General features: G+C 65.8%; 13 protein-coding genes. All 13 read left to right on the forward strand.

Annotated elements, in window-relative coordinates; translation table 11 throughout:
• The first annotated feature begins 35 nt into the window (after positions 1-35).
• The 13 genes from cbiE (at position 36) to cycA (ending at position 11,874) form a co-directional block, all read left to right on the forward strand.
• On the forward strand, positions 36-1,247 hold the full coding sequence (gene cbiE, locus ACZ9C1_RS15525; RefSeq protein WP_476254160.1) for a precorrin-6y C5,15-methyltransferase (decarboxylating) subunit CbiE: 1,212 nt from the start codon (positions 36-38) through the stop codon (positions 1,245-1,247).
• Entirely contained in the window at positions 1,240-2,334 is a 1,095-nt protein-coding gene (locus ACZ9C1_RS15530; protein WP_102683980.1) for a cobalt-precorrin-5B (C(1))-methyltransferase, read from the forward strand. Before cbiE ends, ACZ9C1_RS15530 begins: the two co-directional genes overlap by 8 nt.
• Entirely contained in the window at positions 2,331-3,059 is a 729-nt protein-coding gene (locus ACZ9C1_RS15535; protein ID WP_476254161.1) for a cobalt-precorrin-6A reductase, read from the forward strand. Before ACZ9C1_RS15530 ends, ACZ9C1_RS15535 begins: the two co-directional genes overlap by 4 nt.
• Positions 3,060-3,141: 82 nt before the next feature.
• Positions 3,142-3,372, forward strand: a complete 231-nt coding sequence (vapB, locus tag ACZ9C1_RS15540; protein ID WP_011535889.1) for a type II toxin-antitoxin system VapB family antitoxin — start codon at positions 3,142-3,144, stop codon at positions 3,370-3,372.
• The gene (gene vapC, locus ACZ9C1_RS15545; protein WP_277502156.1) at positions 3,372-3,782 is read left to right on the forward strand and encodes a type II toxin-antitoxin system tRNA(fMet)-specific endonuclease VapC; all 411 of its coding nucleotides are present in this window, start codon (positions 3,372-3,374) and stop codon (positions 3,780-3,782) included. The genes vapB and vapC overlap by 1 nt, the downstream gene beginning before the upstream one ends.
• A 72-nt stretch (positions 3,783-3,854) precedes the next feature.
• On the forward strand, positions 3,855-4,292 hold the full coding sequence (locus ACZ9C1_RS15550) for an NfeD family protein (protein ID WP_110701776.1): 438 nt from the start codon (positions 3,855-3,857) through the stop codon (positions 4,290-4,292).
• Between the two features lie 27 nt (positions 4,293-4,319).
• Entirely contained in the window at positions 4,320-5,174 is an 855-nt protein-coding gene (locus ACZ9C1_RS15555; RefSeq protein WP_023631114.1) for an SPFH domain-containing protein, read from the forward strand.
• A gap of 111 nt (positions 5,175-5,285) precedes the next feature.
• Entirely contained in the window at positions 5,286-5,675 is a 390-nt protein-coding gene (locus ACZ9C1_RS15560) for a DUF2946 domain-containing protein (RefSeq protein WP_031315367.1), read from the forward strand.
• Between the two features lie 47 nt (positions 5,676-5,722).
• Positions 5,723-6,208 (forward strand): copper chaperone PCu(A)C, encoded by a 486-nt coding sequence (locus tag ACZ9C1_RS15565; protein ID WP_102683976.1) that lies wholly within the window; start codon positions 5,723-5,725, stop codon positions 6,206-6,208.
• A 20-nt stretch (positions 6,209-6,228) separates the two neighbouring features.
• On the forward strand, positions 6,229-6,654 hold the full coding sequence (locus tag ACZ9C1_RS15570; RefSeq protein ID WP_102683975.1) for a DUF2946 domain-containing protein: 426 nt from the start codon (positions 6,229-6,231) through the stop codon (positions 6,652-6,654).
• Between the two features lie 69 nt (positions 6,655-6,723).
• Positions 6,724-8,790: a TonB-dependent copper receptor gene (locus tag ACZ9C1_RS15575; RefSeq protein WP_277502157.1), complete on the forward strand. Its 2,067-nt coding sequence runs from the start codon at positions 6,724-6,726 to the stop codon at positions 8,788-8,790.
• 58 nt (positions 8,791-8,848) lie between these two features.
• The gene (locus ACZ9C1_RS15580) at positions 8,849-10,213 is read left to right on the forward strand and encodes a PepSY-associated TM helix domain-containing protein (protein ID WP_277502158.1); all 1,365 of its coding nucleotides are present in this window, start codon (positions 8,849-8,851) and stop codon (positions 10,211-10,213) included.
• 245 nt (positions 10,214-10,458) lie between these two features.
• A complete protein-coding gene (gene cycA, locus ACZ9C1_RS15585; RefSeq protein WP_198755609.1) occupies positions 10,459-11,874 on the forward strand; it encodes a D-serine/D-alanine/glycine transporter in 1,416 nt (471 codons plus the stop codon).
• Positions 11,875-11,993: the final 119 nt, after the last annotated feature.

Below are 11,993 nucleotides of genomic sequence, written 5' to 3' on the forward strand. Positions count from 1 at the left end.
AACGCCCCGCGATCAATAAACGGTATGAGGAACAGATGGCCCCCTGGCTGACAGTAATAGGCATCGGCGAAGACGGCTTCAGCGGCCTGGGCAAACAGGCCCGGCGCGCCCTGCTAGCGGCCACGCGCATCATCGGTGCCCCGCGCCAGCTGGCCCTGTTGCCGCGCTGTGTGACCGCCGAGCAACTGCACTGGCCCAGCCCCTTCTCCCTGGCCCCGGTCCTGGCCCTGCGCGGTGAGCCGGTATGCGTATTGGCCAGCGGCGACCCGATGTTTTACGGCGTCGGCGCCAGCCTGGCGCGCCAGCTGCCCGCCGAGGAACTGCAGGTGCTGCCGATGCCCTCCTCCTGCGCCCTGGCCGCCGCCCGCCTGGGCTGGCCGCTGCAGGACGTGCAGGTGGTCTCGGTGGTCGCCCGCGCGCTGGCGGCGCTCAATGCCCACCTGTACAGCGGCATGCGCCTGCTGGTGCTGAGCAACGACGAAGGCAGCCCGGCGGCCATTGCCGCGCAGCTGCGCGAACGTGGCTTCGGCCCCAGCCGTCTCCAGGTGCTCGAACACCTCGGCGGCCCACAGGAACGAACGCTGAGCGGCACCGCCGACGATTGGCCACATAACGGCATCGCCCCGCTCAACCTGGTCGCCATCGAATGCCAGGCCTCGCCTGATACCCCACGCCTGCCTCGCGTGGCCGGCCTGCCTGACAGCGCCTTCCGTCACGACGGCCAGCTGACCAAGCGCGACGTGCGAGCGATTACCCTGGCCCGCCTGGCACCGCAACCAGGCGAACTGCTGTGGGACGTAGGCGCCGGTTGCGGCTCCATCGGCATCGAATGGATGCGCGCCCACCCCAGCTGCCGCACCCTTGCGATCGAGGCGGACGAAGGCCGCCAGGGCTACATCGAACACAACCGCGACACCCTCGGCGTGCCCGGCCTGCAATTGATCCGCGGCAAAGCACCCGAAGCATTGGCCGGGCTGGAACGCCCGGACGCGATCTTCATCGGCGGCGGCGTCACCCGCGAAGGCGTGCTCGACCTGTGCTGGGAGCGCCTGCTGCCGGGCGGACGCCTGGTTGCCAACGCTGTCACGCTGCAAAGCGAGGTCGCCCTGGGGCAATTTCGCGACCAGCATGGCGGCGAGCTGACCCGTATCCATATCGCCCACACCCAGCCGCTGGGCAGTTTCGACACCTGGCGCCAGGCCCTGCCGATCACTTTGCTCGACGTGGTGAAACCCGTCGATGCGTGAAGAAACCCGCGAACAGCCCGCGCCCCTGCGCAGCGGCCTGACCACCGGCAGCTGCGCCACCGCCACCAGCCTGGCGGCGGCGCGCCTGCTGCTGACCGGGCAACACAACGACGCGGTGCACATCACCCTGCCCAAGGGCAAGGTGGTGGAGATGCGCCTGGAGTTCTGCCATCTCAACGGCGAGACCGCCGAAGCCGGCACCCTGAAAGATGCCGGCGACGACCCCGATGTCACCCATGGCGCCCTGCTCTACAGCCAGGTGCGCCTGCTGGCCGAGCCCGGCATTCGCTTTGTCGCCGGGCAAGGCGTGGGGACCGTGACCCGCCCGGGGCTGGTACTGGGCGTCGGCGAGCCGGCGATCAACCCGGTACCGCGCAGGATGATCGGCCACCACCTGCAACAGTTGGCCAGCGAATGCGGCTATGGCGGCGGTTTCGAAGTCACGGTCAATGTCCAGGACGGCGAGTCGCTGGCGCTGAAGACCATGAACCCGCGCCTGGGCATCCTCGGCGGGCTGTCGATCCTCGGTACCAGCGGCATCGTCCGGCCGTTTTCCTGCTCGGCCTACATCGCCTCGATCCACCAGGGCATCGACGTCGCTCACACCAACGGCTATACGCACATCGCCGCCTGCACCGGCAACGCCAGCGAAGACACCATGCGCCGGGTCTACAACCTGCCGGAGATCGCCCTGATCGAGATGGGCGACTTCGTCGGCGCCGTGCTCAAGCACCTGCGCAAGGTGCCGGTGCCGCGCCTCACGCTATGCGGTGGCTTCGGCAAGATCAGCAAGCTGGCGGCCGGGCACATGGACCTGCACAGCCGCCATTCGAGCATCGACCTGCCGCAGCTGGCGGGCTGGGCGGCGGCCATTGGCGCCGATACCACCCTGCAACAGGCCATCGTCAGCGCCAACACCAGCCAGCAAGCGCTGGCCCTGGCCCATGCCGCCGGTATCGCCCTGGGCGACGAGGTCTGCCGTCACGCCCTGCTCTTCACCCGCAGCGTGGTGCCTGCCCAGGTGCAGGTCGAAGTGTTCGCCATCGATCGCCAGGGCGGCATCGTCGGCAAGGCGGGCGTGGCATGAACGGGCGGATCCTGCTGCTTGGCGGTGTCACCGAGGCCCTGGCCATCGCTCGCCAGTTGGGGCCGCAGCATGTCTACAGCCTCGCTGGCATCGGCCGTATTCCCCAGGACCTGACCTGCCAGGTGCGAGTCGGCGGCTATGGCGGCGCCGAAGGCCTGGCCGAGTACCTGCGCGCCGAAGGCATCGACCTGCTGATCGACGCCACCCATCCCTATGCCGCGCAGATCAGCCGCAACGCCGCCCTCGCCGCACGCAGCGCTGGCATTCCCTGCTGGGCCCTGCGCCGCCCGGCGTGGCAGGCGCAGCCCGGCGATGACTGGCGCGAAGTCGAGGACTGGGCCGGGTTGATCGAGGCACTGGCCCCGTTCGAGCGCCCCTTGTTCACCCTTGGCCGCGAACCCCTGCAACATCTGGACGAAATCCCCCCACACCAGTTCTGGACCCTGCGCGCCCTCGAAGCGTGTCCCGACAATGAACGCTGTGAGGTGATCGGTGCGCGCGGACCATTCCTCATCGACGATGAGCGTGCCCTGTTCGAACGTCGGCGGATCGACGTGCTGGTGAGCAAGAATAGTGGCAGCACGGCCACCGAGCCGAAGCTGGAGGTGGCGCGGGAACGCGGGGTACCGGTGCTGGTGCTCAAGCGACCGATGCTGCCGAATGTGGATCGGGAGCTCGAGAATCCTGGGCTGATCCTGGATGCGCTCGGCCTGATCGACACCTGAGCCGAGAACGTATATCCCATTGACATATACACCATGGGAATTAAACTCCGGACATACAATTGCGCTTTCAAGGAGGCACATCATGGAGCAAGGTGCAGTCTTCAAAAGCAACCGCAGCCAGGCTATCCGCATGCCAAAAGCCCTCGCCCTCCCAGAAGACGTCACTCGCGTGGACATCGTCGCGGTCGGGCGTTCGCGCATCATCTCGCCCGCCGGCGAAAGCTGGGACAGTTGGTTCGAGGGTGACGATGTGAGTGCGGACTTCATGGCTAGCAGGGAGCAACCGGCCGACCAGGAGCGCGAAGGATTCTGATGCTCAGGTACATGCTCGACACCAACATCTGCATTTTCACCATCAAGAACAAACCACAGACGGTGCGCGAGGCGTTCAACCGCCATCATGGCCAACTGGCCATCAGCACGGTAACCCTGATGGAGTTGATCTATGGCGCGGAAAAGTCAGCCACGCCAGCGCGTAATCTGGCCATTGTCGAGGGATTCGCCGCACGCCTCGAGGTACTCGATTACGACATCCAGGGCGCTGCTCATACCGCGCAACTGCGAGCGGAACTGGCCAAGGCCGGTACTCCCATCGGCCCCTATGACCGAATGATCGCCGGCCACGCCCGCGCCCGTGGCCTCACCCTGGTGACCAATAACCTACGCGAGTTCCAGCGTGTACCCGGGCTGCGTGTGGAGGACTGGGTGACACCACCACGCTGACCGTCGCGAGATGGCCCAGTGCCTTGATCCTGCCTTACAATCACCTTCCCTCTTCTGGAAGGCTCCACCCATATGGAAATGCAATGGTGGATCTGGCTCGTCTTCGGCGTGGCCCTGATCCTGCTGGAACTGGTGCTCCCCACCTTCTTCATTCTCTGGTTCGGCATCGGTGCCGTGCTGGTGTCGTTCATTTCGCTGCTTGCTCCCGGCCTGCAACTCGATATGCAGGGCCTGCTGTGGGTGGTGCTCTCATCGATCACCACCGCCCTCTGGTTCAAGGTGTTCCGGCGCAAGAAGCCGGACGTGCGCTGGACCGCCGACAGCGTGATCGGCGAAGTCGGCCTGCTGACCAGCGCCGTGTCGCAGTTCCAGAAAGGCCGCGTGCGCTTCCAGAAGCCGATCCTCGGCAACGAGGAATGGACCTGCGTCGCCGACAGCGACATCCCCGCCGGCGCGCGCGTGCGCCTGGCCGCAATCGAAGGCAACACCGCCCGGGTCACCCGGGCCTGAATCCGCACTAAAAGGAAGTTCGCAAGCATGACCAGCCTCATCGTCGTCGCCACCCTCGCTGTATTCGTCCTGATCACCGTGTTCAAGGGCGTGCGCATCGTGCCCCAGGGCGAGGAATGGATCGTCGAGCGCCTGGGCCGCTACCACAGCACCCTCAAGCCGGGCCTGAACATCGTCATCCCGTACATGGACGTGGTCGCCTACCGCCTGCCGACCAAGGACATCATCCTCGACGTGCAGCAGCAGGAGATCATCACCAAGGACAACGCGGTGATCGTCGCCAACGCCCTGTGCTTCGCCAAGGTGGTCGACCCACAGAAAGCCTCTTACGGCGTGCAAAACTTCTCGTTCGCCGTCACCAGCCTGACCATGACCTCGCTGCGCGCCATCGTCGGCGCCATGGACCTGGACGAGGCGCTGTCCAGCCGCGAGCAGATCAAGGCGCGCCTGCGCGAGGCGATGTCCGAGCAGACCGAAGACTGGGGCGTGACCGTGCGCTCGGTGGAGATCCAGGACATCAAGCCGTCGCCGAGCATGCAGACTGCCATGGAGCGTCAGGCCGCCGCCGAGCGTGAACGTAAAGCCGACGTGACCCGCGCCGAGGGCAACAAGCAGGCGGCGATTCTCGAGGCCGAAGCGCGCCTGCAGGCGGCCAAGCTGGATGCCGAGGCCCAGGTGAACCTGGCCGAAGCGTCGGCGCGGGCGATTACCCTGGTCAAGGAAGCCGTGGGTAGCGAGACCGTACCGGCCATGTACCTGCTGGGTGAGCGTTACATTGGCGCGATGGAGAACCTGGCGGCCAGCGACAATTCGAAAGTCGTGGTGCTGCCGGCTGACCTGCAGGAAACCGTGCGCGGCCTGATGGGGCGCGGCAAGGCCTGATATCACCTGGGGCTGCTGTGCAGCCCCAGGTGCGGCACTTCACCGCACCCCGGCTTTTTTACCTATACTCCGCCGTACAATAGCCATCACGATTCCTGACCGGATCTCTCCATGCCCCCACGTCGGCACATTGCCTGGATAGCCTGCCTTGCAGTGCTGTTCAACCTGCTGGCCATGCCGCTGTCCTCTGCCGCGCCCAAGGGCCCGGCCGAACAGCTGCTGTGGGGGGCTTTCTGCTCCAGCATGGCCAACAAGGCCAAGGTCGATGTCCAGGCCCTGGCCAAGATCGACCTGGGGCAGCAAAGCGACGACAGCGCCAGCATGATGAACTGCTGGTGCTGCCTGGGTGCAGCGCCACTGCTGGCCTTGCCCAGCTACCCGCCACAGTTGCACAACCCGCCGCTTCTGATCGCCGGGCACCTGCCGCACCTCGCCGACTACCAGCCCACGCCGCGCCAGCTCTGGCCCGCGCTCAATCCCCGTGCCTCTCCGTTGGTCTGAGTTCACTACGCTGTCCTTCAGAACCTGAACAGACCGGAGACTCACCCATGCTCAAGCAAGCCCTCGTCCTGGCCGCCCTGCTGCTGCCCGGCGCCTACGCCAACGCCCACGAGTACAGCGTCGGCGACCTGCACATCGCCCACCCCTGGTCGCTGGAGCTGCCGCCGAACGCGCCCAACGTCGCCGCCTACTTTGTCGTGCACAACAACGGCAAGGCCGATGACCGCCTGCTTTCGGTGAAAAGCCCCGTCACCGACGACGCCCAGTTGCACGAGCATGTGATGAGCGCCGCCGGCGCCATGAAGATGCAACATGTGCCCAGCGTGTTGGTCCCGGCCGGCAAGGATGTGGTGTTCGCCCCCAGCGCCTACCACGTGATGATCATGCAGCCCAAGGACCGCAGCCTGCTCACCGACGGCAAGCGCTTCCCGCTGACCCTGCACTTCGAGAAAGCCGGTGACGTCACGGTCGATGTCGCGGTGCAGAAGCAGCCGCCAGCCGAGCAGGCCGCAGTGCACGAACACACGCACTGACCGACTGACAGGCGCTCGCCATGAGCCTGCCGCGCTACAGCTCCGCCCGCAGCACCCGCCCTGATCGCAGGCGCGTCGGTGGCGGCTGGCTGAGCCTGTTCGCCATGTGGATGATCTTCATCGGCCCGCTGGTTTCCCAGTCGATGCCGATGGAGCACCACGCCGGCATGGCCATGCCCATGGACATGTCGATGAGCATGCCCATGGCCCACGACGAGCACCATGGCCACGGCAACGATGGCCAGCTGCATGTCATGTGGGAGAAGTGCGGCTACTGCAGCCTGCTGTTCAACTGCCCCGCCCTGCCCCAGACCCTCAGCCCGCTGACAGCGGGCAGCCAGATCCCCCCTGTCCACCTCACCAATGCCACGCGCCAGGGCCATGCCCGGCAGGCTGTATTCCCCGGCGCCCGCAGCCGCGCGCCGCCCCGTTCGATCGTCGCCTGAACACAACGCGATAAACGCCCGAAGCCAGGAGGCTTCGCGCTGACTCATGACTGATCGACTGGAATCATTATGTCCGGCTGCACCCCTGTTTTTGCCCTTTCCCTGCGTGGGACCATCGCCGTACTGTGCGGCTCGCTGCTCGCGCCACTGGCCTTTGCCGTCGAAACCGGCCATGAAGGCCACATCCACGACACTGCCGAGCTGAGCCCGACGGTGATCACCGCCATCGCCCCGAGCTCGCCGCTGACCGTGGTCACCAACCCCAAGGACCCGCGCCAGCCCGTGCCGGCCAGCGATGGCGGCGACTACCTCAAGACTATCCCCGGTTTCTCGGTGATCCGCGCTGGCGGCACCAATGGCGACCCGGTGCTGCGCGGCATGTTCGGCTCGCGCCTGAACATCCTCACCAACGGCGGCATGATGCTCGGCGCCTGCCCTGGCCGCATGGACGCCCCGACCTCGTACATCTCCCCGGAAACCTACGATCGCCTCACCGTGATCAAGGGCCCGCAAAGCGTGATCTGGGGGCCGGGCGGTTCGGCCGGTACCATCCTCTTCGAGCGTGAGCCGGAGAAATTCGGCGAGCTCGGCAGCCGGGTCAACGGCAGCGTGCTGGCCGGCTCCAACGGCCGCTTCGACAAAGTGCTAGACGCTGCGGCCGGCAACCAGCTCGGCTATGTGCGCTTCGTCGGCAACCAGTCGCACTCGGACGACTTCGAAGACGGCAACGGCGACACCGTGCCTTCGCGCTGGGACAAGTGGAACGGCGATGTCAGCCTCGGCTGGACCCCGGACGCCGACACCCTGCTCGAACTGACCGCCGGCAAGGGCGATGGCGAGGCGCGTTCCGCCGGGCGTGGCATGGACGGCTCGCAGTTCAAGCGTGAAAGCCTGGGGCTGCGCTTCGAGAAGTCCAACCTCGGCGAGGTGCTCGACAAGGTCGAGGCGCAGGTCTACTACAACTACGCCGACCACGTGATGGACAACTACACCCTGCGCACCCCGTCGGGCAGCGGCATGATGGGCATGCCCATGGTCAGCAACGTCGACCGCCGCACCCTGGGTGCGCGGATCAAAGCCACCTGGCGCTGGGCTGACGTGCAACTGATCAGCGGCATCGACGCGCAGACCAACGAGCACCGCCAGCGTGGCGGCATGGGGGTCAACGCGCATAAGGGCCAGCCCTGGACCAAGGATGCCGACTTCCACAACTACGGCGCCTTCGGCGAGCTCACCTGGTATGCGACCGGCGAGGACCGTCTGATCACCGGCGCCCGCCTGGACCGCGCCTCGGCCCGCGACTTCCGCAAGGGCAGCGCCACCGAGGGCGACACTCGCGCCGACACGCTGCCCAGCGGTTTCGTGCGCTACGAGCATGACCTGGCGGCGATCCCCGCCACCACTTACATCGGCCTCGGCCACACCCAGCGCTTCCCCGATTACTGGGAGCTGTTCTCGCCCAAGCGCGCCCCGGCCGGCTCGGTGAACGCCTTCGACGGCATCAAGCCGGAGAAAACCACCCAGCTCGACTTCGGCATCCAGTATCGCGACGAGCGTCTGGAAGCCTGGGCATCGGGCTATGTTGGCCAGATCCGCGACTACATCCTGTTCGACTACCAACGCAACATGATGGGCAACCTCACCTCCCAGGCGCAGAACATCGACGCCCGCATCATGGGCGGCGAACTGGGCGCGGCCTACAAGCTGACCGAGAACTGGAAGGCCGACGCCACGCTCGCCTACGCTTGGGGCAAGAACAGCAGTGATGGCAAGGCGCTACCGCAAATGCCGCCCTTGGAAAGCCGCCTGGGCCTGACCTACAGCCGCGACACCTGGAGCGTCGGCGCCCTGTGGCGCCTGGTGGCCGAGCAGAACCGCATCGCCCAGAACCAGGGCAACGTGGTGGGCAAGGACTACGACAAGAGCGCCGGCTTCGGCGTGTTTTCCCTCAATGGTGCCTACAAGGTGAACAACAACCTCAAGCTCAGCGCGGGCGTCGACAACCTGTTCGACAAGGCCTACGCCGAGCACCTGAACCTGGCCGGGAACGCCGGGTTCGGCTACCCGGCCAACAGTACCCAGCCGGTGAACGAGCCAGGCAGGACCTTCTGGACCAAGGTCGACTTCAGCTTCTGACAACAACAAACGGGCGCGGGGCCTGACCGCGCCCAATCAAGGTCTACGGGAGGCTCCCATGAGCAAACCAAACGTTTCCTTCTACAACCTTGCGTGGCGCTGGCATTTCTATGCCGGCCTGTTCGTGGCACCGTTCATGATCCTGCTGGCGCTTACCGGGATCATCTACCTGTTCAAGCCGCAGCTTGACCCGTTGATGTACCGCGAACTGATGGTGGTCGAGGCCGGCCATCACCGGCAAAGCGCCGACACCCTGCTGGCCAATGTGCGCCAGGCTTATCCACAGGGGCAGGTGGGCCAGTACCTGCCCGCGATCAACGCCGAGCGCAGCGCGCAGTTCGTGGTGCATGACGGCGGGCGCGAACTGAATGTCTTCGTCGACCCGTACAGCGGCAAGGTGTTGGGCGAGCAGGATGGCAAGCAGAACCTGCAGGCCATCGCCCGCGCTCTGCATGGCGAACTGATGGTCGGCACGGTCGGTGACCGGCTGGTGGAACTGGCGGCCGGCTGGGGCATTGTCCTGGTTGTGTCCGGCCTCTATCTCTGGTGGCCACGCGGGCGCAGCAGCGCGGGCGTGCTGTGGCCACGTTTCAGCGCGCGCGGCCGCTTGCTGTGGCGCGACCTGCATGCCGTTACCGGCTTCTGGGGTTCGGCCCTGCTGCTGTTGATGCTGCTCAGCGGCATGACCTGGACCGGGCTGTGGGGCAAGCAGTACGCCGACCTGTGGAACCGCTTCCCGGCGGCCATGTGGAACGACGTGCCGAAGTCCGATAAAGAAGCGCGCGACCTCAACAGCGCCCACCGCCAGACCGTGCCGTGGGCGATGGAGAACACGCCGATGCCGGTGTCCGGCGCCCATGCCGAGCATGCCGGGCATCACATGATGGATCACGCCCCGGCGGCGCCGCAGGTCAGCCTGCAGCAGGTCGAGGATGTCGCCACCCTGCGCAAGGTCGAACCGGGCTACAGCATCACCCTGCCGACCACGGCCGACGGTGTGTTCACCATCGCAGTGTTCGCCGACGATCCGCGCAACGACGCAACCTTGCATGTCGACCAGTACACCGGCCAAGTACTGGCCGACGTGCGCTGGCAGGACTACAGCCCGGTGGCCCGCGCCACGGAGCTGGGGGTGATGCTGCACGAAGGGAAGATGTTCGGGCCGTTGAACCAGCTCGTCATCCTGCTGGTATGCCTGATGATCCTGCTGGGTTCGGTAAGCGGGCTGGTGATGTGGTGGAAGCGCAAACCGGCCGGTGGGCTCGGCGTGCCGCCGCTGCGCCATGACCTACCGCGCTGGAAGACGGCGGTGGGGGTGATGCTGTTGCTGGGCGTCGCCTTCCCGCTGGTGGGGTTGTCCATGGTGGTGATGTGGGTGGTGGATAGCCTGGTGGTGCGGCAACGGGCCTTGGCCCGGGCCTGAGCCTTGCTTGGCTGTTCCGGCCTAATCGCCGGCAAGCCGGCTCCCACAAGGGTGGATGCGATCCCTGTGGGAGCCGGCTTGCCGGCGATTAGGCCAGCCCATGCAACCATTGACTCCAGTCATGTCGGGCATCGCGCCGTACCGCCAAGATCGTGCCGATCTGCCACACCCGCGATTGGAACGCGACGTGATAGCCTACTCGGCTTTCGCTCACAAAAAGACTGACCCTCAATGGAATGCAGCCTATGACCCGGACCTCCCAGACACCCTCCGAAGAGCAGCACCTGCAACGCAACCTGACCAACCGTCACATCCAGCTCATCGCCATTGGCGGCGCCATCGGCACCGGCCTGTTCATGGGCTCGGGCAAGACCATCAGCCTGGCCGGCCCGTCGATCATCTTCGTCTACATGATCATCGGTTTCATGCTGTTCTTCGTCATGCGCGCCATGGGCGAGCTGCTGCTGTCGAACCTCAACTACAAGTCGTTCATCGATTTCTCCGCCGACCTGCTCGGCCCCTGGGCCGGCTACTTCACCGGCTGGACCTATTGGTTCTGCTGGGTGGTCACCGGCATCGCCGACGTGGTCGCCATTGCCGCCTATACGCAATTCTGGTTCCCCGACCTGCCGCAGTGGATACCGGCGCTGAGCTGCGTGGCCCTGCTGCTGTCGCTGAACCTGGTGACGGTGAAGATGTTCGGCGAAATGGAATTCTGGTTCGCCCTGATCAAGATCATCGCCATCATGGGCCTGGTCGCCACCGGCCTGTACATGGTCATCACCGGCTTCCAGTCGCCGAGCGGGCACACCGCCACCCTGACCAACCTGTGGAATGACGGCGGCATGTTCCCCAACGGCTTGCTGGGCTTCTTCGCCGGCTTCCAGATCGCCGTGTTCGCCTTCGTCGGCATCGAACTGGTGGGCACCACCGCCGCCGAAGCGAAGAACCCCGAGCGCACCCTGCCGCGGGCGATCAACTCGATCCCGATCCGTATCATCGTGTTCTACGTGCTGGCGCTGATCGCCATCATGGCCGTGACCCCATGGCGCGACGTGGTGCCGGGCAAGAGCCCGTTCGTCGAGCTGTTCGTGCTGGCCGGCCTGCCAGCGGCGGCGAGCATCATCAACTTCGTGGTACTGACCTCGGCGGCCTCGTCGGCCAACAGCGGCGTGTTCTCCACCAGCCGCATGCTGTTCGGCCTGGCCCAGGAGGGCGATGCGCCCAAGGCGTTCGAGAAACTCTCACGCCGCGCCGTGCCGGCCAACGGCCTGTACTTCTCCTGCACCTGCCTGCTGCTGGGCGCGGTGCTGATCTACCTGGTACCCAATGTGATCGAAGCCTTCACCCTGGTGACGACGGTGTCGGCGGTGTTGTTCATGTTCGTCTGGACGCTGATCCTGCTGTCGTACCTGAGCTACCGCAAGCAACGTGCGGCGTTGCATGAACAATCCACCTACAAGATGCCCGGCGGGCGCTTCATGTGCTACGTGTGCCTGGTGTTCTTCGCCGGCATCCTGGTGCTGCTGAGCCTGGAGGCCGATACGCGCTCGGCGCTGGTGGTGACGCCGATCTGGTTTGTGATCCTGGCGGTGACCTATCAGTTTGTGCGCAGCAGGCGCCAGCCGCGCAATGCGGTGAGAGGCGCGTCGAGCCGCTGATCGCAGGGGGCTGCTGCGCAGCCCTTTCGCTGGCAAGCCAGCTCCCACACGGTCAGGATTGCGCAGTACCTGTGGGAGCCGGCTTGCCGGCGAAAGGGCCGCACTGCGGCCCCGGCGAT

It is taken from the genome of Pseudomonas sp. TE21435, assembly GCF_056279265.1.

Coding starts and splice junctions, on each gene's coding strand:
- cbiE (WP_476254160.1), top strand. CDS start 36: ATGGCCCCCTGGCTGACAGTAATAGGCATCGGCGAAGACGGCTTCAGC.
- cycA (WP_198755609.1), top strand. CDS start 10,459: ATGACCCGGACCTCCCAGACACCCTCCGAAGAGCAGCACCTGCAACGC.
- ACZ9C1_RS15560 (WP_031315367.1), top strand. CDS start 5,286: ATGCCCCCACGTCGGCACATTGCCTGGATAGCCTGCCTTGCAGTGCTG.
- ACZ9C1_RS15570 (WP_102683975.1), top strand. CDS start 6,229: ATGAGCCTGCCGCGCTACAGCTCCGCCCGCAGCACCCGCCCTGATCGC.
- ACZ9C1_RS15555 (WP_023631114.1), top strand. CDS start 4,320: ATGACCAGCCTCATCGTCGTCGCCACCCTCGCTGTATTCGTCCTGATC.
- ACZ9C1_RS15530 (WP_102683980.1), top strand. CDS start 1,240: ATGCGTGAAGAAACCCGCGAACAGCCCGCGCCCCTGCGCAGCGGCCTG.
- vapC (WP_277502156.1), top strand. CDS start 3,372: ATGCTCAGGTACATGCTCGACACCAACATCTGCATTTTCACCATCAAG.
- ACZ9C1_RS15575 (WP_277502157.1), top strand. CDS start 6,724: ATGTCCGGCTGCACCCCTGTTTTTGCCCTTTCCCTGCGTGGGACCATC.
- vapB (WP_011535889.1), top strand. CDS start 3,142: ATGGAGCAAGGTGCAGTCTTCAAAAGCAACCGCAGCCAGGCTATCCGC.
- ACZ9C1_RS15550 (WP_110701776.1), top strand. CDS start 3,855: ATGGAAATGCAATGGTGGATCTGGCTCGTCTTCGGCGTGGCCCTGATC.
- ACZ9C1_RS15565 (WP_102683976.1), top strand. CDS start 5,723: ATGCTCAAGCAAGCCCTCGTCCTGGCCGCCCTGCTGCTGCCCGGCGCC.
- ACZ9C1_RS15580 (WP_277502158.1), top strand. CDS start 8,849: ATGAGCAAACCAAACGTTTCCTTCTACAACCTTGCGTGGCGCTGGCAT.
- ACZ9C1_RS15535 (WP_476254161.1), top strand. CDS start 2,331: ATGAACGGGCGGATCCTGCTGCTTGGCGGTGTCACCGAGGCCCTGGCC.